Source organism: Moraxella marmotae, assembly GCF_042219885.1.
GTDB classification, from domain to species: domain Bacteria; phylum Pseudomonadota; class Gammaproteobacteria; order Pseudomonadales; family Moraxellaceae; genus Moraxella; species Moraxella marmotae.
This window is the reverse complement of record NZ_JBHJHR010000002.1, coordinates 867,552-889,362: the sequence shown is the minus strand read 5'-3', so window position 1 is coordinate 889,362 and position 21,811 is coordinate 867,552. Positions and strand designations below refer to the sequence as shown.

Genomic DNA, 21,811 nt, shown 5'->3' with positions numbered 1-21,811 from the left:
ATTGGCTGCACACGCTGACAAACCCGCCGCTACCATTAGCATGATGATTTTTTGTACACATTTTATCATAATACACCTTTTATCTACGACACGATTGTTATCCTAGCAGTAAATACGCTATAATCTTAACATTCTATCATTAACCACAACTAAAGGATATTGAAGTGAAAACCTGCATGGTTTATGTGCCAATTGTTATTTTAGCATCACTTTTGATGAGCGGCTGCCTATCCACGGACAAAAGTGCTATTCGCTATCAAAAATTACTTACCAAAACACCCTTTGAACATAAGGTTTCAATGGATTATATTGATGCCTTTGCCAACGCCAAATATAATTATGATAAATGTGTCGCTAGAGAAGGTGTCAAATACCCAATAACCGTCAGCACGATGGGTACACCAGTTACCGTTACTGGAACTACGCCCAGCATTTTTGTTAAAAGCAGCTTGGATAGACAAGCCCAAATCGGCATACTAAATGTCTATGCTGACACCAGACCCATATCTATTGTACAATTTATCTCAAACGGCGACCACCAAACTGTGATTAAAGTATTTAACGCTCGTCAATCGCCATTCAGCAGCAACACCAAAATCTTGGAGCGGCTACAAAAAGACATACAAAGCAGATACACAACTTGCCCTTAATCATAACCTTATATTGCCCAACCAAGCAATCCGACTATCCAAAATCACAAAGCAGAGCAGGGCAAAAGATTACTTTGGCTGACAATCAACCACTTGCCCTTTGACACCGCTGGCGGCATCGGTCATCAGATACACATACACCGACATGATTTCTTCGGGCGTTTTTAGGGTATAAGGGTCTTCGCCGGGGAATGCATGGGCGCGCATATTGGTGCGTGTCGCCCCAGGATTGATGCAGTTAAACCGCAACGCCGTCATGTTCTGCGTCTCTTGGGTAAAAATGGTCGTCATGCCTTCAAGCGACTGCTTGGACAGTGCATATGCCCCCCAAAACGCCCTTGGCTTGGCACCGACACTGCTGCTGGTAAAGACAATCGAGCCACTCGTTGCCGATCGTAGTAGCGGTATCAGGCTTTGGGTGAGCATAAATACCGCTGTCGAATTGACACGCATCACCTGCTCAAAGGTAATCGGATCGTACATCTCAAGCGGTGTCAATGCCCCAAGCAGTGCCGCATTGTGCAGCACACCGTCCAAATGCCCAAATTCTTTTTCGATAAGGCCTGCCAGCTCTTGCATTTGGGCAAAAGTGGCGGTTTGTAAATCCATCGGTAAAATCGCTGGCTGCACGCCGCCCAAGGCTTCGATCTCGTCATAGACCGCTTCAAGTTTGCTTTGGGTTTTACCAAGCAGCAGCACGGTTGCACCGCATTTGGCATAGGTCAGTGCCGCCACTTTGCCGATGCCATCGCCTGCACCAGTCACCAAAATTATCTTATCTTTTAGGCTGTCTTGGTTGTATTGAAATTGACGCATCGCATCATGTGAAATCATCGCTTGCATTGTCTTATCCATATCGTATCCGTTGTTGATTTATGATGGCAAGTTGGTGTCGCTAAACTTAGCTTAGGGCTGTGCAATCAGATCCTTTAGCCGCTGAGTCAGCTGCTGCGGTGTATCGACAATCCTATCCGCTCCCCAAGACTCCAGCTGTGCCAAGTCATCGGCGGACAGATAGCCAAACTTGGCAATCACCGTCATCATGCCTGCTGCCGCCCCTGCTTGTATATCACGGCGGTGATCGCCCACATAGATGCAGCGATCAGCGTCCACGCCCAGTGTCTGGCACGCCAGATACATCGGCTCAGGGTCAGGCTTGGTATTGGTAACATCATCAGGACAGACCAGCACGCCACAGCGTGATGCTAGGTTTAGTTTATCCAGCAGACTTTGAGCCAAATATCTGGGCTTATTGGTAACAATTCCCCACGGCAGCCCTTGATTTTCAAGCAGCTCAAGCAGTGGGTACAGCCCATCAAACACACGGCTATCCACACAAATATCCGCTTGATAACGATCCAAAAACGCCTGCCGATAGCTCAATAATTGCTCATCGTCATCAGCGACATCGGCAAATTTATCCCCAAAAATCAGCCGAACCATCGCCCTTGCCCCTGCCGACACCTGCTCACGGATAGCCGCTTCACTGGGGGCAACTCGCCCATCTTCATCGCACAGCTGCCTGATGATACGCACAAAATCTGGTGCGGTGTCAATCAAAGTGCCATCTAAGTCAAACAGCACCGCTTGGATTTGCCCAGCCATGATTACCCCTTAAGTGGCTTATTAAGTGGCTTGGTGAACGCCATCATATAATTGACATCGACATTGGCATTAGACAGCCAATAATGCTTGGTGATGGGATTGTAATGCAGGCCTGTCATGTCCATGCGATTAAAGCCAGCACGCACCGCCATTTGGTCAAGCTCGGCAGGGGTGATGAATTTGTGATAATCATGCGTGCCTTTATCCACCAAATTCAGCACATATTCAGCACCGATAATGGCAAATAAATAAGATTTTGGATTGCGGTTAATGGTACTCATCACGCAGACGCCACCGGGTTTTAGCAAATCATAGCACGCCTGCACGATGGCAGATGGGTCTGGCACATGCTCCAGCATCTCCATACAAGTGACCACATCATAGGCGGCTGGCTGCTCGGCTGCCAAAACTTCTGCAGGCACACAGCGAAATGATGCCCGCTTATCCATGCCAGTTTTGGCAGCATGAATGGCGGCGGCTTTTAAGTTCTCATCACCCAAATCCACGCCCAGCACGCCTGCCCCACGCACCGCCAGCGAATGTGCCAAAATCCCACCGCCGCAGCCGATGTCCACCACCGATTTATCGACCAATGACGAGCCATAATGCTCATTGACACGGTCTTCGATCCAGTTTAGGCGTAGCGGATTGATGTCGTGCAGGGATTTGAATGCCCCTGTGCGATTCCACCATTCTTCGGCAAGTTTGGTAAATTTACCAATTTCATCAAAATCAGCATTATTTACAGTATCGGTTGCTTGATGAGTCATGGCGTTTGTCCTAGTTTTGTTGGTTGAATTTATGGGTTAAAATTATGAGTTAAATGGTACTATCTTATCATTTTTGGGGGGCTTTTACTAGCCAATCACCCATTTGGCGTATGACAAAGTGATCAATTGTCAGTTTGTGGCAATTTATGGCAAATTGTGGCGAATCTTGGCGAATTTTCATCAATTTGGGTCAGTTTTTGCCAGTTTTCACCTGTTTTTATCCATTTTTATCTATTTTTAAAAATATCAGCGGGCAAAATTTGCTAATTTTTGGCAATTTGTCGCCAGTTTTATCGTGGTTTTTTATGATAAATATAAAATTTACACATTCTGCAACGAAGTATTAAGAAAACTGTTGCCACTTTTGACAAAAAATACGCTAAACTATACGGCAAGTTCGTTTTGACCCTGACACTCATGCCAAGCGGTCTTTACTGAACATATTTTGTGCAACCGTGTAATAAGGAAACTGCCATGAAATTTGCTCTAAAAGCCACCTTGCTTGCCACCGCTGTCGGTTTGGCAAATCTTAGCCACGCCAATTTTGTCGAAGGTCAAGATTATAAAGTGCTGTCAAACCCTGAAAATATCGCTGGCGATGTCATCGTGGTGCGTGAATTTTTTTGGTATGGCTGCCCACACTGCTATAACCTAGAGCCACATATGAAAAAATGGGCAAAAACAAAGGCAAGCGATGTGGCATTTTTCCAGACGCCTGCCGCCATGAACCCTGTGTGGGAAGTCGGTGCGCGTGGTTTTTATACCGCTCAGCAGCTGGGCGTCCAAGAAAAAACCCACCAAGCCCTATTTGACGCTGTCCACAAAGACGGCAAACGCAATGTCATCAGCTCCCAAGATGAGATTGGCAACTGGTACGCCGCCCAAGGCATCGACAAGAGTAAATTTAACAACCTGTACAACTCTTTTGCCGTCAGCACCAAAATTGAGCGTGCCAAAGCAGGGGCGATGCGTTATCAGCTGACTGGCGTGCCTGCGGTGGTGGTGCATGGCAAATATGTCGTTACTGGCGAAGATGCCAAAGTGCCGCAAGTGGTTGATTTTCTTATCAACAAAGTGCGTGAAGAAAACAAAAAATAAGCCACTGCCCAAGACAGTTTAGGTCTTAAAATAATGACCAAGTAACGCCCTATCATATCCAAATTTTGGCTGTGATTGGGCGTTGCTTTTATTTAAGGCTTGGGTTTTGGGTTTTAATTTGTGGGTTTTAAAATTTGTGGAATTGTGGATTTTGTACGAATTATCTGACAACGATTGCCGACTTTTGCCACTGGTCGGCAATCGGTAAATTTGCGATACTATGCACACAGCAAGGGAATTGGCGATGGACGCCAACCAAGGACGAACGCTGTAACACGGAACATGGACAAGGCAGATGCCTTATTTGGGAATGGTAATAAAGCCGCATGATTATTCATGTGGCTTTATTGCTTTGTGTGAGTTTTGATGGGTTTTGGCGATTTTTGCTGATTTGTTTGATTTATCAACTTTTGATTTAGCAACCAAAACCCAACAAAATACAACTCAATGCAATGCAATCAAGTGGATAAAATCGCCACTTCTTTGACATAACTTTCAAAATCCGCCACACTTTCGTCAAGTAGCTCATCATCGCCCAGATGCTTGGCGTACTCAATCCACAACAGCAGCTGATAAACGCTGTTAAATTCGCTGGCATTAAACTGCTTCACAAACTGCTTGATTGTGCTTTCGTCAGCAAGGTTTAGGCGAGTGTACCAAGTCTCGATTTTGGCGATTTGCTCTGGCGTAAATTTGCAAGCAAACAACGCTTGGGTCAAGCTGTGGCGGTCTTCTTCGATAATCAGCTTGCCCACTCGCTTGATTTGGCGGTTTTTGGCACCGCCTGAAGTGATGCTGGCAAGCTGCGACAATTCGTCCAAAAAATACTCGCTCACAGGCAAGTTTTTTTGTTGTTTTTTGGACAAATTCGCCAGCGGCAACGCCAACGCCTGCAAGCGTTCGTGCGATTTTTTGATTTCTGTGCGAGACACTCGCATGTCTTTTTTTGACCAATCAATCATGATATTCTCTAAACTACCCAATGCTAACCAATACTACAATAATTAAAAATTTCTACATAAAATTAAAACATCGTGCCATCGTCAATCACGCCAAAACCGCTTTTCTCGGTGCTTGGTGCTGATTTTGAAACTCTCTGGCAATGTCAATTTATCAGCCACTGCCCTTGAGATATAGACCGAACGGTGCTTACCGCCTGTACAACCGATGGCGATGGTTACATGATGGCGGTTATTGTTGATAAATTGCGGCAGCCATTTGTTTAGAAAATCTGCAATATCATCTGCCATCGCATCGACTTCTGGATACTGAGCAAAAAACGCCTGCACCGCCAAATCTTCGCCTGTCTGCACACGCAAATCGGTATGCCAATGCGGATTTGGCAAAATACGCACATCAAACACAAAATCAGCATCAATCGGCGAGCCATATTTAAAGCCAAACGACAGCAGATTGACCGTAACGATGGTGTCCACGCCCAGCTGCGTGCGGATTATTTCTTTGAGTTCGTGGGTGTTGATGGTGCTGGTGTCAATCTTAATGTCCGCCAGCTCAGCAATCGGCTCAAGCCGTGCAATCTCACTGTGAATGGCTTTTGGCAAATTGCCCGCCACGCCAGTCATCATCAGGGGGTGTACACGGCGTGTCGCCCCAAACCGTGCTACCAGTACCGACTCATTTGCCGTCACATACAAGACCTTGACGGCATGCTCACCATACGCCTGCACCAAAGATTCATGCACCTGCGGAAACTGCGACAAATCCGCCCCTGGCACTCGTGCATCGACCCCAAGGGCGATTTTGGCGATGCTGTTTTCGGCGGTTAGGCGGCTGACGGCATCGGTCAGTAGCGACAAAGGCAAATTATCAATCACATAATAACCAAAATCTTCTAGGATATTTAGTGCCGATGTCTTGCCTGAGCCTGACCGCCCAGAGACGATGACAATCGATGATGGCTTGCTAAGTGTTTGCATAATAATCCATGATTGGGCTATGGTTTTATTTCATTAATGGCTAATTTTATTATTTAGATTAATGAAATAAGACTAAAAGACTGACGATGTCAAATTAGCGATTGACAGAAATTTCCAAATTATCCAACAAACGAGCCTTGCCTAGCCACGCCGCCACAAGCAGCACAAGCTCGGTATCGCTGGCATCAGGCGTTTGTAATTTGTGATTATAAATGTGCAGATAATCCACCACAAAACCTGCACGGCTCAAAGTCGCCTTCGCTGACTCAATCAGCGTGTCATACTCAGCCAGCGTCGCCGACTGCACCGCCGCCGCCAAATCCTGCAAAGTTTGCGACAATACAGGGGCAACCGCTCGCTCGTCGTCCGTCAGATACTGGTTGCGTGATGACAGTGCCAAGCCGTCATCAGCACGGACAATGTCAGCACCGATGATTTGGATACCGAAGTTTAGCTCATCGTTAAGCTGGCGAATGATGGCAAGCTGTTGGTAGTCTTTTTTGCCAAAAACTGCCACATCTGGTTGTACGATATTGAACAATTTGCCCACCACCAGACCCACGCCATCAAAATGCGTCGGCCGTGATTTGCCGCATAAAATTTTGGTAATCTCGCCTGACAGCACTTGTACATTGGGCGGATACACAGGATACATCTCATCAACACTGGGGGCAAACACCATATCCACGCCTGCCTGGGTGAGCTTGGCAACATCGGCGTCCAGTGTGCGTGGGTAGCTGTCAAAATCTTCGCCAACGCCGAACTGGGTCGGATTGACAAAAATACTGACCACGACAATGTCGGCATGGGCTTTGGCAATTTGGGTTAATGCCAAATGCCCATCGTGTAAATTGCCCATGGTCGGCACCAAAGCAATACGCTTGTCATCGGCACGATGGCTCTTTAGTGCTTGACGCAAATCGGCAATGCGGTGAAAAATATTCATATTAACCCAATTATTTTTATAAAATTTAATCAATCACTCAAGCAAAACTGTGCTTAAAGCTGCACTTAAAAGCTATGCTCGGGTGTGGGAAATGTACCGTCTTTGACTTGGCGGTGATACAGGGCAAACGCACCTTGCACGCTTTTGTCGGTATTTGCTGCATCGGTCAAAAAATCTTTAACAAATTTGGCAGGTTTGCGAGTATAAATGCCCAACATGTCATGCATCACCAGCACTTGACCGTCCGTGTCGCTGCCTGCACCGATACCAATCACAGGCACAGCAAAACGCTCGGTTACACGCTTGGCAAGAGCAGCTGGCACACACTCAAGCAGTAGCATCGCTGCCCCTGCGTCCACGACCGCTTGGCAGTCGTCAAGCAGTTTTTGGGCGGCGGCGTCGGTTTTGCCTTGTACTTTATAGCCGCCAAAGACATTCACCGACTGCGGTGTCAGCCCCAGATGCACGCAAGTTGGCACGCCATTTTTGGCAAGGGTTGAGACGATTTGGCTAAGTTCGCTGCCGCCTTCGATTTTGACCATCTGTGCCCCTGCCTGCATCACCGCACGACTGCTGGCGATAGCATCACCAAGCGTGGCATAGCTCATAAATGGCAAATCGGTAATAATCAACGCATGCTGATTGGCACGAGCGACATTGGCGGTGTGATATGCCATATCCGCCACCGTAACTGGCAGAGTTGAGCTTTGCCCTTGCACCACCATGCCCAAGCTGTCGCCCACCAAAATGGTATCCACGCAAGCATTCTGCATGGCGTGAGCAAAACTGGCATCATAGCAAGTCAAACAAGAAAATTTCTCGCCAGTGGCTTTGAATTTATTGAGCGTGGCAAGGGTAATCGGTGCTTGACGCTTGTCGGTTAGGTAGGTCATATTTCTCACTATCATTGTCTGATGATAAACTTGATTCATTTTAATTAATAGTTAGTTAATATCAAGTTTATCTATGGATTTGTCTTATTGGCATTTGTCCAATCATTTGCCAAATTAGGGTAGATATGGGGCATTTTGGCAAATTATTCAATCCCAGCAGCTGCCAACTTCTCCAAATCCGTCATATCGTGAGCAAGCGGACAGCTGTCCAGACGCACGCCCTGCACGCACAAATCGGCATCAAGCTCAAGCAGTGGCACCAGCACAAAATTTCGAAGCATCAGCTCTCGATGCGGCACAATCAGGCGGTCGTGGCAAATTTGCTCATCGCCATACAGCAGCACATCAACATCTAAGCTACGCTCGCCCCAATGCCGCAGCCGCACACGCCCAGCAGCTTGCTCAAGACTTTGACAAAAATCTAACAAATCAAGCGGCAAAAGGCTGGTGTTGGCAGACAGCACCGCATTATAAAAATCAGGCTGATCGGTAACGCCGTACGCCTTTGAGCGGTACAATGACGACAGCTGCACCTGCTCAAAAGCCGATGATGCCACAAATGCCGCCGCCGCTTGGCGGATATGCTGATCAGGCGTACCAAGCTCGTTACTGATGTTACCGCCCAGTCCGATATAGCAAGTGGTCATCATATGCCGTCTGCCTTGGGTTTGGCGTTGGATTTGCGGCTGCGTGTGCGTTTTGGCTTGACAGCTTTGTCCGCTGGCTCGACATTATCCGCTTGAGCTTTTGGTACTTTGGCAGTTTTATCCTTGCCAGTTTTTGGTTTGTCAGTTTTTGGGCGGCGGCGTGACGGCTTGGGGTCATCATCTATCCCCATCAGATCCAGCACATCTTGTTCGCTTAGGCCCTGCTCACGCTCTTTGATGGACAGTAGTGATGACGGCTTACGCTTGCGATGGCGTGATGCTGGGATATACGGCTCATCTTGGGCGAGCAGTTTTTCAAAATCCGCTTCGCTAAATTCTACCAAATCAAACACAGGCACAGCCACCGCTTGGCTCATCTTGGGCGACTTGTCAGCGGCTGGTTTTTTGACCAAATCGTCCGCCCCTGCCACGACAAACAGCGGCTTGGGTCGCTCGGTGATAATCTCATCACTGCGTAATGACAATTCACGCAGCTGGTCTAATTCTTGGCTTGTCGTGTCTGTTTTGGCATTGCGATCACGGCGGCGGCGTTTTGGCGTGCCAGCTTGCGTGCCAAATGCGTCAATCATCAACGCCTTATCGGCGATGCTGGCATCTTGGTATGCCTGCCACCACACGCCCATGTTTTGGGTCGGCTCGGATAATGGGTGCGTATCATAATGCTCACGCAGCACCAAAAAATCAAACGCCGCACGAAATTTTGGGAATCGCTCCAGATTGGCAATCTCTCGCACTCGTGGATTGACCAGCTTAGGCTGCAACAGCCAAATATCGCTGATAAATTGCTCAGCAAACTTGGGAATGGCGGTTTTTTCACGCTGGGCGTCGATGGTTTTTTCGGCGGCTTTTAGCTGTGCTTCATGAAATGGTAAGCCACGCTTTTTAAATTTTGCCAATTGATGCAGATAATTTTCCCACAATAACACCGCATAAAAAAACGCTGGATTGACACTTTTGCCCATCGCTGTGCGACGGTCGGTGTTTTGTGCCACTGCCATCATCAACGGTGTCGGTGCATCAGGGGCAAAATGCATCAAACTTGGCATCGCCCCAAATTCAAACAACAACGGCAATAACGCACTCAAATAGCCGCCGCCAAACATTTTTTGGGTCTCGTCATACAGTCGATGTGCCGATACTTGCTCAAGCAGCGACCAATTGTCCAAATGAAACTGTGACGCCAAAGACTTGTCAAATTCAAAGCCCAATTTCGCCTTAAAACGCAAGGCACGCAGCAGACGCACAGGGTCTTCTTCGATACGCACCTTAGCATCACCAAGCAGGCGTAAAGTACGGCTCTGAACATCGTCCAACGCCCCACAAAAATCCAAAACTTCGCCCTTAATCGGCTGATAATACAAGGCATTGATACTAAAATCACGGCGAGCAAAATCCTGCTCAATGTCGCCCCAAACATTATCACGGGTAATCATGCCGTCTTCGGTGGTGTGCGTGTCGTCCTTTGGCGGTGCGCGAAAAGTCGCCACTTCAATCATCTCACGGCCAGAGTACACATGTGCCAGCTGAAAACGGCGACCGATGATGCGGCAACGACCGCCAAAAATCGCCTTAATCTCATGTGGGCGTGCATCGGTAACGGCATCAAAATCCTTGGGAGCAAGTCCAAGCAAGCTGTCTCGCACACCGCCGCCGACGATGTAGGCATCAAAACCCGCTTTTTGTAATGTGCCAACCACATCAAGAATGCTGTTTGGCAAATTGCCTTTTTGTAATTGCAATGACTTTGCCGAATAGGTCGTGCGGGTGATTTTTTTGGTCTGTTTTGGCTTTTTAGGCGATTTGCCCATGCCGACTCCTTGGTTCTTTGGGCATTTGCCCATCAATGTTCTTCAAAACCCTTTATTCTAACGCTTATCAAACAAAAAAGCGAATAAAAAGCAAAAATTTGTACTGCAAAATAAGATTTATTGGCTTTATTCGCCATTTTTGTCCGATATTATGGGCGGCTGTCGATGACCGATAAGCGGTGGCGGTTTTTGTTCAAAGTCGCCTGACCGATGCCTTTGATTGCCAAAAGTTCATCGACACTCACAAATTGACCGTGTGCCGTGCGATAATCCACAATCGCCTGAGCGGTGGCATGCCCCACGCCTGTCAGGCTGACAAAATCGGCGACGGTGGCGGTGTTGATGTTTAGCCGAGCGGTTTTGGCAGATTTTTGATTTTGGGTCAGTGCTTGGTAGGCACTGATGGCATCAGGGTAGCAAAGCTTGGCTGCTGGTGCCGCTTGTGCATTGGCAAATGCACTGGTTGTAATCAAACTCATGCCCAAAAGCAGCCACGCCGTACCAAGTCGCCTGCCGTCATAAGCCAGCATCTTTTGCCAAATCCCAATATTTGTCCAGTTCTGCCAAGTCGCAGTCGGCAAAATCCTTATTGGCATCGCCAAGCGACTGCTCGACATGGGCAAAGCGGCGGCGAAACTTACCAATGGCGTTTTGTAGTGCCATTTCGCTATCAATGCCCAAATGGCGAGCCAAATTGGTCAGCACAAACAAACAATCGCCCAGCTCATCACTGATACGCTGCTTTTGCTCGCTGCTGACTTTGTCGGTTTTATAGTTGAATTGACCGTCTGGCAAAACTTCGCCAAGCTCGCCGATTTCTTCGTGCAATTTATCCAGCACGCCTTGCAGATTATGCCAATCAAAGCCGACGCTTGCCGCCTTATCCTGTAAGCTCTGGGCTTGATGCAGTGCCGTGCCTGCCTTGACCGCTGACAGCAATCTGTCAGGCTGACCCAACGCCTGCCATTGGGCTTTTTCTACCGCTTTGATTTCGTCCCAACGACGCTTGACATCGGCATCGGTGCGTAAATTCTCGGCATCAAACACATGCGGGTGGCGGCGAATGAGTTTTTGTTGCAGTGCCAAAATCACATCATTCATGCCAAAACGCCCCGCTTCGGCATACAACTGCGTCTGAAAAACCACCTGCAGCAGCACATCACCCAGCTCACCTTTGAGATTTTCGGTCGCAAACGCCGAGCCGTCGTCGCTTTGGATTGCTTCGATGAGTTCATACACTTCTTCGATGGCGTATTTTTGTAGGCTGTCGTTGGTCTGCTTGGCGTCCCAAGGGCAATCGCTGCGAAGGCGTGCCATCAACTTAAGCAAATCAGAAAATTGGTCGGTCGGTGTCATTATTTTATCTGGCTCATTGGGTGATTGGGCGATTAATCGCTGTTTGGCATATTAATCATAGTTAATTATGGGTTTGGCAAAATTGGCATCGTTGGCAAAATTCTTAAAATGCCAATTTGCCCATTATACCAAAACCTACCTGCATCATAACAATTTAATTCACAAAAAAGTAAACTGCCCAGCCATCGTGTTAATTGTTGATAAAATCATTGATTTGTTGATTTATTCATTCATTTAATTAATCAGATGTCAAAGCAAAACTTGCACCAACCCAAAATAAAAAAACAAATCCAAGCCAAGCTCAGATTTGTTTTAAATTTGCCCAAAAATTGTGCAATTTGACGGTCAAACCATCACGGCATTATTGAGCCAAATCAGCAAACAAAGCGGTGGACAAATAACGCTCGCCTGATGATGGAATGATGACAACAATCAATTTGCCAGCATTTTCTTCACGCTCGGCAAGTTTTAATGCTGCTGACACGGCAGCCCCTGATGAGATGCCCACCAGTAGGCCTTCTTCGGCAGCCAGCTGGCGTGCCACACGCATGGCGTCATCGTTTGCCACGGTCAGCACTTCATCATAGATGTCGGTGTTTAGCACCGATGGCACAAAGCCAGCACCGATGCCTTGGATTGGGTGCGGGCCTTTTTCGCCGCCAGACAATACAGGCGATGCTTCAGGCTCGATGGCGACCACTTGCACGCTTGGTTTTTTGGCTTTTAGCACTTCACCGACACCTGTCACTGTGCCACCAGTACCCACGCCTGCCACAAAAATATCCACCTGACCGTCAGTATCTTCCCAAATCTCCACCGCCGTGGTATCACGATGCACCTGCGGATTGGCAAGATTGTCAAATTGGCGTGGCATAAAATAGCCGTCTTGGGCAGCAAGCTCATTGGCTTTGGCAATCGCACCGCCCATGCCTTCGGCCGCTGGCGTCAGCACAAGCTCGGCACCATAAGCACGCAACAAAGCACGACGCTCAAGGCTCATGCTCTCAGGCATGGTAATCACCAAACGATAACCACGAGCTGCCGCCACCATCGCAAGCCCAATGCCAGTGTTGCCGCTGGTGGCTTCGACCAATACGGTGTCTTTGGTGATTTTGCCTGATTTTTCGGCATCGTCAATCATCGCCAGTGCGATGCGGTCTTTGACGCTGCTGGCTGGGTTAAAATACTCAAGTTTAACCACCACTCGTGCTTTTAGTCCTGCGGTGATTTTACCCAGCTCGACCAGCGGTGTGCGACCGACCAATTCTGTAATATTTTTTGCAATTTTCATCAGATACTCCCATGTTTGTTTTTTGGTTAAGTGCGTCTAACGGATTTACTATAACAAATTTTCGCCATCTTGGGTATGTTTTGACCGCCAATTCTTAGTCAAAAATTGGCTATGGTTATTCTAATTGTGAAAAATTCAAAAAATCTGAAAAATCTGCCACGCCTATGGTGGCTGTGCTAAAATAGCGACATTGGGGCAATCTTAAGCCCAGCGGTTAAAATTAGGACAACTTTATGACCATGACAACTTTTGCACCGATACAGCTGACTTGCTTTAAGGCTTATGATGTGCGTGGCGAGCTTGGGGTTAATCTGGACGAAAGCATCGCCTATCGCATCGGACGAGCATTTGCCCAGATTCTCACCGAACAAAACCCCACCGATTGCCCAACCATCGTCATCGGCTCCGATATTCGCCCATCTAGCCACGCCCTAAAACTTGCCGCCATCGATGGCATCACGGACGCTGGTGTTAGCGTGATTGACCTTGGCATGACTGGCACCGAAGAAGTGTATTTTGCCACCAGTCATTACCAAGCCATCGGCGGCATCGAAGTTACCGCCAGCCACAACCCCATCAATTATAATGGGCTAAAAATGGTGCGTGAAAATTCTCGCCCAATCAGTGCCGATACTGGACTGGGGCAAGTGCGTGAGCTGGCACAAAGCGGTGCATTTACCCAAAAAGCCAAAGCCAGCGTTATCCACAAAACGGACAAAACTGCCTACATCGATAAGCTGATGAGCTTTGTCGATATGGATAAATTGACAGCCAAAAAAATCATCATCAACAGCGGCAATGGCTCGGCAGGCCCTGTGGTTGATGCCATCGAAGCTCGCCTAAAAGCGGCAAATGCTCCAATTGAGCTTATCAAAGTGCATCACACGCCTGATGGCAACTTCCCAAATGGTATTCCCAACCCGATGATTATCGCCAATCAAGCGTCCACTCGTGAAGCAGTGCTGGCACATCAGGCGGATTTTGGTGTGGCGTTTGATGGCGACTTTGACCGCTGTTTTTTGTTTGATGCCAATGGGCGATTTATTGATGGCAGCTATGTGGTGGGCATGCTGGCGGCGGCATTTTTACAAAAACACCCCAAGCAAACCATCGTCTATGACCCACGAGTGATTTATAACACCGAAAATGTGATTGCACGCATGGGTGGGCAGGCGGCGTTGAGCAAATCTGGGCATTCGTTCATCAAGCAAGTCATGCGTGAAACCCAAGCCATCTATGGCGGCGAGATGTCGGCACACCATTATTTTAAAGAATTTTTCTACTGCGACAGCGGTATGATTCCGTGGCTGCTGCTCATTGAGCTTTTGTCCGTTACTGGCAAATCGCTGGCGGATTTGGTGGACGATTCGATTCGCCAATTCCCAAGCTCAGGCGAGTTAAATTTTAGACTCGGTGCAGTGGACGCTGCTGGCATTTGCCAAGGTTTGGAACAAAAATTTGCCAAAGACAACCCAAGAAAAAACACCTTAGATGGACTGAGTTTGGACTTTGGGGCGTGGCGGTTTAATCTGCGTTCGAGCAACACCGAGCCACTGATTCGCCTAAATATCGAAACTTGCGGCGATGCAGCACTGCTTGCCCAAAAAACCCAAGACATCGTGGATTATCTGATGGCACAAGGGGCAGTTGCTGCTGATCATTGATTGGTGTGGATTAATCAAATCTCAATTAATATATAAAATAATCATAAAAGCCCTTGATTGTACACCAACAAGGGCTTTTGATTCAGTTTATGGGCTGTTTAATCACTCATAAACAAAAAGTCAAATTACTGAAACTGCCAAAACAATCGCCATCAAACCTTAAATTTATCACCCACCAAGCCTTTGACGGTGTTTAAAATATCGGCAGGCAATACCACAGTTTTGGCGTTATTTGACTGTGCCATCTCGTTCATCGCCTTGATATACTGCTCACCAAGCAGATAAACCACCGGCATTTCTTTGCCGTCCATCGCCTGAGAAATCAAGCGAATCGACTCTTCAGAGCCGCGAGCCAGCACCACTTGGGCTTCGGCATCACGGCGAGATGCTTCTAGGCGGCCATCGGCTTCTAAGATGGCGGCTTGTTTTTGACCATCGGCACGAGTAACCATCGCACGGCGTTGGCGTTCGGCGGCGGCTTGCTCTTCCATCGCCAGCTGCATGGTCGCTGATGGCTTGATGTCTTGGATTTCGACTGTTTTTAGGGTGATGCCCCAATCGCTGATGTCGTCGCTGATGGCGTGCTTGAGCTGGGCTTTGATCTGATCACGGCTGGACAATGCAGCGTCCAAATCCATCTCACCGATGATTGAACGCAGGGAAGTCTGCACCAGATTGCGAATGCCTTGCTCATAATTTTCGATACCATAGACGGCATGTTCTGGCTGGACGATGTTAATATACGCCACCGCATTGGCGATAATCACCACATTGTCTCGAGTGATGACTTCTTGGCTTGGAATGTCCAGCACAATGTCCTTGGTGCTGACTCGATGCACCACGCTGTCCACATACGGAATGATAAAATTCAGCCCCGGCTCTAGCGTCTGATGGTATTTGCCCAGTCGCTGAACAATCCATTTCTCCCCTTGAGAGACCATTTGCACGCCTTTATAGATGGTAAATACTACCAAAGCAATTAACACAAAAATGACCATTGTCAGCTCCATAATTATTCCTAATTTATCATCGTTATAAAAAACTTATCAAAAGTTTGTTAAAAATTCATCAAAAAAGTGGTTAAAAAATTGCCAAACGACACGCTTGATGGCTTGGGTTTATTTTTTGGCGACGATAAGCTCATTGCCCATCACCGCCGACACCATCACCCGCTCACCGACAGCAATCGGCTGACCGTCTGCGGTGCGGCATTGCCATTCGGCAGCACCGAGTTTTGGCACACTAAAGCGTACCACGCCCAAGCCATCGGCGTCAATGGCACGCACAAGCATGCCCACTTCGCCGACAATCGTTGCACCGCCCAAGCCTGCCTTGGTGCGAGTTTTGATGCGTGGCTGCACCAACAAAAACCACAACGCACACGCCAGCACCGACAAAATCAGCCAAATCACCACCTGTGCGGTCAGCCCCATGGGCATTAGCCACACCAAAACAGCGGTCAATAATGCCGCCACGCCAAACCACAAAGCGGCAAAACTTGGCAATAACAGCTCAACAATGCCCAAAAGCAAACCAATCATTAGCCAATGCCACGGTTGTAAGCCCATGATTTTACTCCTTTATTGGTGGTTGTGTTGTGGTTAAACGCTGGATTAAACGCTGAATCAAGCCACGCCCAATCAGTCAAAACCGCTCAAAATCTGCAATGGCAAAGTAATCACATCAAACGCCAACGCCAGTGGCAGCAGCACCAGTTTTTGGGCGTTATTTTTGCCAGAACGCACCACTTCGGTGTTCTTTTGTTCGGTATAAATGCTGACGCTGTATGGGCGAGACAGCGGCGTTAATTGCGAACGCACCAAGTTATAATTACTCACCTTAGGATAGACCGCTCCTGAGATGACAATCTCAAAACAAAACCGCTGGGCATTGATACGCTTGTCTGAGTCGTTGGTGCATTCTGTGGCGTCATTTTGTAGAAAATATTGCAAATCGCTGCGTTGGAACTCGTCTTGTAGCTTGGCGTATGATAGGTTCATTTTGCCAGTAAATTTGCCGTCATTTTGGGCAGAATAAAATGTCAGCTGATTATCGACTTTGATATTTTTTGGGTCAAGCGTTGATAATAGCCCAATCAGCTGCACGCCGCCATCGGTCAGCACATAGCTGTTGGTTTCGCCAACAATCACCACCGATGACTCTGACACACCAGCGTTGGCGGTCGGTCGCCCAAACGCCACCACTTTGTCTTCAAGCAAAGTTACTTTTTCGGTGGTGGTGTGGGTGGTGGTTTTGGGGGATTCAAGCAGCTGCGAAGTGGCACAGCCTGCCAAGGCACTCACGGCAACGGCACACATAAGCATTTTGCCAAATTGATATGCTTTCATTATAAATCACTCCTTACAAATCATTAAACAGTCAAGCAGTCAAGCAGCTCAATGATTGAACGATTAAATGGCTAAATATGCAACCACACACCCAGCGTGGCAGCTGGTAAATAGATTGGCTTAATCTTGCCTTAGTGTCAATTTGTGTCAATCTTGTCATCGCTTGCCGCCCAGATACCAAAAGGGATATTGACCAACATCAATGCCGCCAAGACCATCAGCGGCAACTGCCAATCGCCCTGCCACTGATACAGCCGACCGATGGCAAGCGGCCCAAACAACGCAATGCTATAACTGACCGCCTGCACCATACTGGACAAATCTCGAGCTGCTTCGGCACTGCTGGTGCGTAGCGAAAACATCATCAGGCTTAGCGTAAAAATCATGGCACAGCCAAAGCCCATCAATGCCGACCACAGCATCAGCTGCGTGGGCATCAGCAGCATGCCGACAGCCCCAGCGGCATTCATCAAGCAGCCAATCAGTGCCAGCATTTTGGTTGCCACGCCACGACGCATCAGCCAAGTCAGTAGCATAATGGCCAGCGGTGCCATCAGCTGAAAGACCAACGCCACTTGGGTCGCCTGATCCAGCGTCGCCCCAAAGCCCATGCCGATGGACGGCAAAAAACTGGCAATCGTATAAAACAAAAACGACTGCAAGCCAAGCAGCACCGCCATCTGCCATGCTGCCTTTTGTTTCCAAGGGTTTAGTGCCACTGGCACACTGCCCACGACCGCCTGCGATGGCGTGCGATATTTTAGGTAAATATAACACCAAATCAGCGTCGCCACAGCACCAAACACCGCCCAGCCGCTCATCGCCAACTGCCAGCCAAAGCCCGAAGACAGCGGAATCACCACCCACGCCCCAATGCCTGCCAACGCCGACATACTCAAGCTAAACACGCCTGTGGCAACCGAGATGTGGTTGGGGGCGTATTGCTTGATAAACGGTGCGGTCAAAGCATTTAGCATGCCGATGGCAAACGACAAAATCAGCGTACCAACAAACAATGCCGACACCCCAAACCAGCTACGCATCAGCACCCCAAAGGTCAAAAGCACGGTCATCAAAATCACCATCACTTCCAGACCAAACCGCCGTGCCAAAGTCGCCGCCACCAGTGAACCAAAGGCAAACAGCGGCATCGGTATCGCCCCCAGATAGCCAATCTGTGCCGCCGTCAGCCCAAAATCCTGCTCAAGCATCGGCACAATCGAACCAATCATCACCAGAGGCGAACGCATATTGGCGGCGGCAAATATCAAACCAATCACCAATACAGGCAGCGAAACTCTCAAGGCGGTGGATTTTGTTAGCATGGCGATTCCAAATTAATTATTAATAAGGGGATTTTTATAAAACAATTTTGTTAAAGTTATTTTATATCAATGCGATGATACGGTCAAATAAACCGACTCGCCTGCTGCCTGTTATTTGCCCAATTTATCCCAGTTTATCCAAAATTCGCCCAACTTATTTCAATTTATCCTAACTTATTTCAACTGATTTCAAAATCAGCCCAAAAGATTGGCTGACTTATCCAAATCTGTGCCAAATTCTGCACCAAAAATCCACAAAATCCATACCAAAAATAAGCCCCAAAAACACGCTTTGGGGCTTGATAAATCACTCGCCTGCTGGCTGCCATCTTTTAAACAGTAGCGAGCCATTGGTGCCACCAAAGCCAAAGCTGTTAGACAACGCAAAATCCACACCGCTGACCGTGCGTGCGGTGTGGGCGATGTAGTCGAGCGTGCAGGCTTCATCAGGATTGTCCAGATTGATGGTTGGCGGTAGCACTTGGTGATTTAATGCCAGCACGGTAAAAATCGCTTCCACCGCACCTGCCGCTCCCAAAAGATGCCCTGTCATTGATTTGGTAGAGCTGACCAAAATCTCATCGCCAAACAGTCGCTGTATCGCTTGGCTTTCGGCGACATCGCCCTGTGGCGTACTGGTGCCGTGAGCGTTAATATAGCCCACTGCCGATGCGTCCACGCCTGCATCAGCCAATGCCGCCGCCATCGCACGCATCGCCCCATCACCGCCCACAGACGGACTGGTGATGTGGTTGGCATCGTCACTCATGCCAAAGCCGACCAGCTCAGCCAAGATGGTCGCTCCCCGTGCCTTGGCATGTGCCAAACTCTCCAGCACCAATGCCCCTGCCCCATCGCCCAGCACAAAGCCGTCTCGGTCTTTGTCAAATGGGCGGCTGGCACGAGTCGGCTCATCGTTGCGTGTGGATAAAGCGTGCATCGCCCCAAAGCCTGACAAGCCAAGCGGTGTCGATGCTTTTTCGCTGCCACCGACCAGCACCGCATCACAGTCGCCATAGGCAATCAGCCTAGCCCCCAAGCCGATGGCGTGAGTCGATGTCGTGCAGGCGGTCGATGTCGCCAAATTTGCCCCTTTTAGACCATGGCGAATCGCAATCAAGCCTGCTGGCATATTGACAATCGCCCCGGGGATAATAAACGGTGAGACTTTTTTGGCACCATGCTGCTTGAGCGTATCACGGCTGGTCTCGATGGTCTGAATGCCACCGATGCCCGAACCCATCACCACGCCAAAACGCTCACCATCAACATTAATCGGCAAGCTGTCGCCCTTAATGTCATCAATCAAGCCAGCATGGTGCAACGCCATCGCCGATGCCACTTGTGCATAGTGCATAAAAGTGTCAAAACGGCGAGCTTCTTTGGGGTTCAAAAACGCCTTGGCATCAAAATCCTTAACCAAGCCTGCAATCTGCGAACGAAATTCGCCAATGTCCACCGCTTGATCATCAAAGCCCTGCAAGCGTGTGATGCCGCTCACCCCCTGGGTCAGGTTCGCCCAAATCTCATCAAGGCTGTTGCCCACAGGCGTAATCGCCCCCATGCCGGTGATGACCACTCGCTCGTGATCGCTTTTTTCAAAATAAGCACGCTTGGCTTGTTTGGCTGGCTGTGTCATAGTGTACAAATGTCCAATTTTATAAAACTTTTGGTATATTAACACGATTTGTGTCGAAATTACAGTTTACGGTTGTATTTTTTTATCCCCGTGGGTGATGTTGGGCGTGTAAGCGTGCCAAGCGTTCGGTGGCGACATGCGTATAAATCTGCGTGGTGGATAAATCACTATGCCCCAAAAGCAGCTGCACACTGCGTAAATCAGCACCGTGATTGACCAAATGCGTGGCAAAAGCATGCCGCAGTGTGTGCGGTGAAATGTCGGACGAAATGCCAGCAATCAATGCGTATTTTTTTATCAAATGCCAAAAATTGTGGCGTGTCATATAGCCGCCTTGCTCGGTCAAAAATACCGCTTGGCAGTCTTTTTGTCCAGCCAGCAAGCCAGAACGCAGCGGCAGATAGTCTTGCAGTGCCGCCAAAGCATACTCGCCCAGCGGAATCAGCCGCATCTTATTGCCTTTGCCTGTAACCGACAGCCAGCCTGCGTTGAGATTGAGATTTTCAAGCGATAAGCCAGTCAGCTCACTCACTCGCAAGCCGCAAGCGTACAACACTTCTAGCATTGCCTTATCTCGAAGTCCCAGCAGCGTGCCGACATCAGGGGCGGACAACAAGGCAGCAACTTGCGATTCGCTCAGTGTTTTTGGTAGAGATTTGCCAATTTTGGGTGTTTTTATGGTGTGGCAAGGGTTATCATCACGCTGCCCCATTTCAATTTGCCACAAAAAAAACTGCCGCAAACTTGCCAAACTGCGTGCCATCGAACGCTCAGACTTGCCTGCTTGTTGTAGCTTTAGCAGATGATTTTGGACATCGTTGTCCGTCCATTGATTGACAGGTGTATCAGCCAAGCGAATACACCAACGCAAATCTTGGCTGTAAGCATTTCTGGTGGCGACAGACAGCCCCCGAGACAGCATGGCGGCACGAAATTGGCTCAGATAATCAGGGTCATCGTCATAGATGACAGCGGCGTCGGTTCTTGGCGTGGTGGATTTTGCCATGTGATTGATTTATGATGATTTTTTTTGGATAAGATAACGATAACTGCCATCGTCCAGCGTCTGCTGATTCAGCAGTTCATGCCCCAAATGACGGCAAAAATTGGGAATGTCTCGAGTGGTCGCAGGGTCGGTCGCCAAAATCTCAATCACATCGCCGCCATGAGCTTGACGCATAGTCTTATGTAAGAGCATCACAGGCTCTGGGCAAATCAGTCCTTGGGTGTCTAATGTGTGGTGAATGTCGGTCATGATTTTTCCTTTGCTGATTGTGCTAATAAAGTAGGATTGTCGGCGGCTTCAGTCGTGGCTGACTTATCGTGCTTGGCTTTATCGTCCAAAAAATTGGCGAATTTTTGTAAATTGACTCGAAATAAAAACGGCATACCAAACCAAGCAATCATCGCCAAAAATAAACCCATAAAAAACGCCATATCCGTACCAAAAATCAACCAACGAACCAGCACAAAGCCAAGCAGTCCAAGCCCTGTGGCAAGTATCACGCCCAAAATGGACAAATCCACCACCTTATAACGCATCAACAAAAAACTGTGATACAAGCTGGCTGGCATCGTCATCGCAATCAGCACATACGGCAGATAATGAAACGCATAATACACCCAAGCGTTATCATGCAAGGCGGACAGACTCGCCAAAGTACCAAACACACAAAAACACGCCATCGCCAACAGCCCCAATCGCACGCTAAAGTTGGCTTGGCGGATAGCTTGGTGAAATTGCTGGGCGATGAATGCATGGTGCGACATGATTGTCCTTGAGAAATTTGCTTAAAAACAGGTTTAAAATACG

Annotated in this window: 24 protein-coding genes; 3 read left to right on the top strand and 21 right to left on the bottom strand. The window is 48.4% G+C overall.

The annotated features are described in order from the left end of the window. Nucleotides 1-164 precede the first annotated feature (164 nt). Nucleotides 165-650 (top strand): hypothetical protein, encoded by a 486-nt coding sequence (locus ACFBZI_RS04200; protein WP_375715179.1) that lies wholly within the window; start codon nt 165-167, stop codon nt 648-650. A gap of 69 nt (nt 651-719) precedes the next feature. Here ACFBZI_RS04200 and ACFBZI_RS04195 read toward each other — a convergent pair whose 3' ends face one another. The 3 genes from ACFBZI_RS04195 to ubiG all read right to left on the bottom strand — a co-directional run bounded on the left by ACFBZI_RS04195 (nt 720) and on the right by ubiG (nt 3,025). Then, complete coding sequence (locus ACFBZI_RS04195; RefSeq protein WP_375716308.1) at nt 720-1,493, bottom strand: YciK family oxidoreductase; 774 nt, start codon at nt 1,491-1,493, stop codon at nt 720-722. A gap of 63 nt (nt 1,494-1,556) precedes the next feature. Next, nucleotides 1,557-2,255, bottom strand: coding sequence for an HAD family hydrolase (locus ACFBZI_RS04190; protein WP_375715178.1), 699 nt, complete (start codon nt 2,253-2,255; stop codon nt 1,557-1,559). Between the two features lie 2 nt (nt 2,256-2,257). Further along, the gene (ubiG, locus tag ACFBZI_RS04185; protein ID WP_375715177.1) at nt 2,258-3,025 is read right to left on the bottom strand and encodes a bifunctional 2-polyprenyl-6-hydroxyphenol methylase/3-demethylubiquinol 3-O-methyltransferase UbiG; all 768 of its coding nucleotides are present in this window, start codon (nt 3,023-3,025) and stop codon (nt 2,258-2,260) included. Between the two features lie 474 nt (nt 3,026-3,499). Between ubiG and ACFBZI_RS04180 the strand changes: the two genes are divergently transcribed. After that, nucleotides 3,500-4,123, top strand: coding sequence for a thiol:disulfide interchange protein DsbA/DsbL (locus ACFBZI_RS04180; RefSeq protein ID WP_375715176.1), 624 nt, complete (start codon nt 3,500-3,502; stop codon nt 4,121-4,123). A gap of 458 nt (nt 4,124-4,581) precedes the next feature. On the opposite strand, the gene yjgA is transcribed toward ACFBZI_RS04180, so the two are convergent. The 9 genes from yjgA to cysK all read right to left on the bottom strand — a co-directional run bounded on the left by yjgA (nt 4,582) and on the right by cysK (nt 13,022). Beyond that, entirely contained in the window at nt 4,582-5,085 is a 504-nt protein-coding gene (gene yjgA / locus ACFBZI_RS04175; RefSeq protein ID WP_375715175.1) for a ribosome biogenesis factor YjgA, read from the bottom strand. An 81-nt stretch (nt 5,086-5,166) separates the two neighbouring features. Further along, nucleotides 5,167-6,060 carry an RNase adapter RapZ gene (gene rapZ / locus ACFBZI_RS04170; RefSeq protein ID WP_375715174.1) on the bottom strand — a complete coding sequence of 298 codons (894 nt, stop codon included), beginning with the start codon at nt 6,058-6,060 and terminating at the stop codon, nt 5,167-5,169. Between the two features lie 94 nt (nt 6,061-6,154). Next, nucleotides 6,155-7,006 carry a pantoate--beta-alanine ligase gene (gene panC / locus ACFBZI_RS04165; protein ID WP_375715173.1) on the bottom strand — a complete coding sequence of 284 codons (852 nt, stop codon included), beginning with the start codon at nt 7,004-7,006 and terminating at the stop codon, nt 6,155-6,157. Between the two features lie 65 nt (nt 7,007-7,071). After that, nucleotides 7,072-7,899 (bottom strand): 3-methyl-2-oxobutanoate hydroxymethyltransferase, encoded by an 828-nt coding sequence (panB, locus tag ACFBZI_RS04160; protein WP_375715172.1) that lies wholly within the window; start codon nt 7,897-7,899, stop codon nt 7,072-7,074. 143 nt (nt 7,900-8,042) lie between these two features. Next, entirely contained in the window at nt 8,043-8,546 is a 504-nt protein-coding gene (gene folK / locus ACFBZI_RS04155) for a 2-amino-4-hydroxy-6-hydroxymethyldihydropteridine diphosphokinase (protein ID WP_375716307.1), read from the bottom strand. Further along, nucleotides 8,546-10,375, bottom strand: a complete 1,830-nt coding sequence (gene pcnB, locus ACFBZI_RS04150) for a polynucleotide adenylyltransferase PcnB (RefSeq protein WP_375715171.1) — start codon at nt 10,373-10,375, stop codon at nt 8,546-8,548. The genes folK and pcnB overlap by 1 nt, the downstream gene beginning before the upstream one ends. 149 nt (nt 10,376-10,524) lie before the next feature. After that, nucleotides 10,525-10,905, bottom strand: a complete 381-nt coding sequence (locus tag ACFBZI_RS04145) for a ComEA family DNA-binding protein (protein WP_375715170.1) — start codon at nt 10,903-10,905, stop codon at nt 10,525-10,527. Next, on the bottom strand, nt 10,892-11,731 hold the full coding sequence (gene mazG, locus ACFBZI_RS04140) for a nucleoside triphosphate pyrophosphohydrolase (protein ID WP_375715169.1): 840 nt from the start codon (nt 11,729-11,731) through the stop codon (nt 10,892-10,894). Before mazG ends, ACFBZI_RS04145 begins: the two co-directional genes overlap by 14 nt. Before the next feature lie 361 nt (nt 11,732-12,092). Continuing rightward, on the bottom strand, nt 12,093-13,022 hold the full coding sequence (gene cysK / locus ACFBZI_RS04135; RefSeq protein WP_375715168.1) for a cysteine synthase A: 930 nt from the start codon (nt 13,020-13,022) through the stop codon (nt 12,093-12,095). A 233-nt stretch (nt 13,023-13,255) separates the two neighbouring features. On the opposite strand from cysK, the gene ACFBZI_RS04130 reads away from it, so the two are divergent. Continuing rightward, nucleotides 13,256-14,686 carry a phosphohexomutase domain-containing protein gene (locus ACFBZI_RS04130; protein WP_375715167.1) on the top strand — a complete coding sequence of 477 codons (1,431 nt, stop codon included), beginning with the start codon at nt 13,256-13,258 and terminating at the stop codon, nt 14,684-14,686. 152 nt (nt 14,687-14,838) lie between these two features. Here the strand turns inward: ACFBZI_RS04130 and ACFBZI_RS04125 are convergent, their stop codons facing one another. The 9 genes from ACFBZI_RS04125 to ACFBZI_RS04085 all read right to left on the bottom strand — a co-directional run bounded on the left by ACFBZI_RS04125 (nt 14,839) and on the right by ACFBZI_RS04085 (nt 21,768). Beyond that, nucleotides 14,839-15,696 (bottom strand): SPFH domain-containing protein, encoded by an 858-nt coding sequence (locus ACFBZI_RS04125; protein WP_375715166.1) that lies wholly within the window; start codon nt 15,694-15,696, stop codon nt 14,839-14,841. Nucleotides 15,697-15,804: 108 nt separating this feature from the next. Then, nucleotides 15,805-16,254: an NfeD family protein gene (locus ACFBZI_RS04120; protein ID WP_375715165.1), complete on the bottom strand. Its 450-nt coding sequence runs from the start codon at nt 16,252-16,254 to the stop codon at nt 15,805-15,807. 72 nt (nt 16,255-16,326) lie between these two features. Next, nucleotides 16,327-17,034 (bottom strand): YidX family protein, encoded by a 708-nt coding sequence (locus tag ACFBZI_RS04115; protein WP_375715164.1) that lies wholly within the window; start codon nt 17,032-17,034, stop codon nt 16,327-16,329. Between the two features lie 137 nt (nt 17,035-17,171). Next, nucleotides 17,172-18,359, bottom strand: coding sequence for an MFS transporter (locus ACFBZI_RS04110; RefSeq protein ID WP_375715163.1), 1,188 nt, complete (start codon nt 18,357-18,359; stop codon nt 17,172-17,174). A gap of 195 nt (nt 18,360-18,554) precedes the next feature. Continuing rightward, nucleotides 18,555-18,710, bottom strand: a complete 156-nt coding sequence (locus ACFBZI_RS04105; RefSeq protein WP_375715162.1) for a hypothetical protein — start codon at nt 18,708-18,710, stop codon at nt 18,555-18,557. Next, entirely contained in the window at nt 18,667-19,998 is a 1,332-nt protein-coding gene (fabF, locus tag ACFBZI_RS04100; RefSeq protein WP_375715161.1) for a beta-ketoacyl-ACP synthase II, read from the bottom strand. The genes ACFBZI_RS04105 and fabF overlap by 44 nt, the downstream gene beginning before the upstream one ends. Before the next feature lie 82 nt (nt 19,999-20,080). Beyond that, nucleotides 20,081-21,004, bottom strand: a complete 924-nt coding sequence (gene xerD / locus ACFBZI_RS04095; protein ID WP_375715160.1) for a site-specific tyrosine recombinase XerD — start codon at nt 21,002-21,004, stop codon at nt 20,081-20,083. Nucleotides 21,005-21,013: 9 nt separating this feature from the next. Then, the gene (gene tusA, locus ACFBZI_RS04090) at nt 21,014-21,253 is read right to left on the bottom strand and encodes a sulfurtransferase TusA (protein ID WP_375715159.1); all 240 of its coding nucleotides are present in this window, start codon (nt 21,251-21,253) and stop codon (nt 21,014-21,016) included. Continuing rightward, nucleotides 21,250-21,768, bottom strand: a complete 519-nt coding sequence (locus tag ACFBZI_RS04085) for a hypothetical protein (protein ID WP_375715158.1) — start codon at nt 21,766-21,768, stop codon at nt 21,250-21,252. Before ACFBZI_RS04085 ends, tusA begins: the two co-directional genes overlap by 4 nt. Between the last annotated feature and the right edge of the window lie 43 nt (nt 21,769-21,811).

Excerpts from the sequence above, each read along its gene's own strand:
- ACFBZI_RS04190 (WP_375715178.1), bottom strand. The coding sequence starts at position 2,255 with ATGGCTGGGCAAATCCAAGCGGTGCTGTTTGACTTAGATGGCACTTTG.
- mazG (WP_375715169.1), bottom strand. The coding sequence starts at position 11,731 with ATGACACCGACCGACCAATTTTCTGATTTGCTTAAGTTGATGGCACGC.
- xerD (WP_375715160.1), bottom strand. The coding sequence starts at position 21,004 with ATGGCAAAATCCACCACGCCAAGAACCGACGCCGCTGTCATCTATGAC.
- ACFBZI_RS04115 (WP_375715164.1), bottom strand. The coding sequence starts at position 17,034 with ATGAAAGCATATCAATTTGGCAAAATGCTTATGTGTGCCGTTGCCGTG.
- pcnB (WP_375715171.1), bottom strand. The coding sequence starts at position 10,375 with ATGGGCAAATCGCCTAAAAAGCCAAAACAGACCAAAAAAATCACCCGC.
- rapZ (WP_375715174.1), bottom strand. The coding sequence starts at position 6,060 with ATGCAAACACTTAGCAAGCCATCATCGATTGTCATCGTCTCTGGGCGG.
- ACFBZI_RS04195 (WP_375716308.1), bottom strand. The coding sequence starts at position 1,493 with ATGCAAGCGATGATTTCACATGATGCGATGCGTCAATTTCAATACAAC.
- ACFBZI_RS04105 (WP_375715162.1), bottom strand. The coding sequence starts at position 18,710 with ATGGCTCGCTACTGTTTAAAAGATGGCAGCCAGCAGGCGAGTGATTTA.
- ACFBZI_RS04180 (WP_375715176.1), top strand. The coding sequence starts at position 3,500 with ATGAAATTTGCTCTAAAAGCCACCTTGCTTGCCACCGCTGTCGGTTTG.
- ACFBZI_RS04125 (WP_375715166.1), bottom strand. The coding sequence starts at position 15,696 with ATGGAGCTGACAATGGTCATTTTTGTGTTAATTGCTTTGGTAGTATTT.
- panC (WP_375715173.1), bottom strand. The coding sequence starts at position 7,006 with ATGAATATTTTTCACCGCATTGCCGATTTGCGTCAAGCACTAAAGAGC.
- tusA (WP_375715159.1), bottom strand. The coding sequence starts at position 21,253 with ATGACCGACATTCACCACACATTAGACACCCAAGGACTGATTTGCCCA.
- ACFBZI_RS04120 (WP_375715165.1), bottom strand. The coding sequence starts at position 16,254 with ATGGGCTTACAACCGTGGCATTGGCTAATGATTGGTTTGCTTTTGGGC.
- ubiG (WP_375715177.1), bottom strand. The coding sequence starts at position 3,025 with ATGACTCATCAAGCAACCGATACTGTAAATAATGCTGATTTTGATGAA.
- folK (WP_375716307.1), bottom strand. The coding sequence starts at position 8,546 with ATGACCACTTGCTATATCGGACTGGGCGGTAACATCAGTAACGAGCTT.
- ACFBZI_RS04130 (WP_375715167.1), top strand. The coding sequence starts at position 13,256 with ATGACCATGACAACTTTTGCACCGATACAGCTGACTTGCTTTAAGGCT.
- ACFBZI_RS04110 (WP_375715163.1), bottom strand. The coding sequence starts at position 18,359 with ATGCTAACAAAATCCACCGCCTTGAGAGTTTCGCTGCCTGTATTGGTG.
- panB (WP_375715172.1), bottom strand. The coding sequence starts at position 7,899 with ATGACCTACCTAACCGACAAGCGTCAAGCACCGATTACCCTTGCCACG.
- ACFBZI_RS04145 (WP_375715170.1), bottom strand. The coding sequence starts at position 10,905 with ATGCTGGCTTATGACGGCAGGCGACTTGGTACGGCGTGGCTGCTTTTG.
- ACFBZI_RS04085 (WP_375715158.1), bottom strand. The coding sequence starts at position 21,768 with ATGTCGCACCATGCATTCATCGCCCAGCAATTTCACCAAGCTATCCGC.
- fabF (WP_375715161.1), bottom strand. The coding sequence starts at position 19,998 with ATGACACAGCCAGCCAAACAAGCCAAGCGTGCTTATTTTGAAAAAAGC.
- cysK (WP_375715168.1), bottom strand. The coding sequence starts at position 13,022 with ATGAAAATTGCAAAAAATATTACAGAATTGGTCGGTCGCACACCGCTG.
- yjgA (WP_375715175.1), bottom strand. The coding sequence starts at position 5,085 with ATGATTGATTGGTCAAAAAAAGACATGCGAGTGTCTCGCACAGAAATC.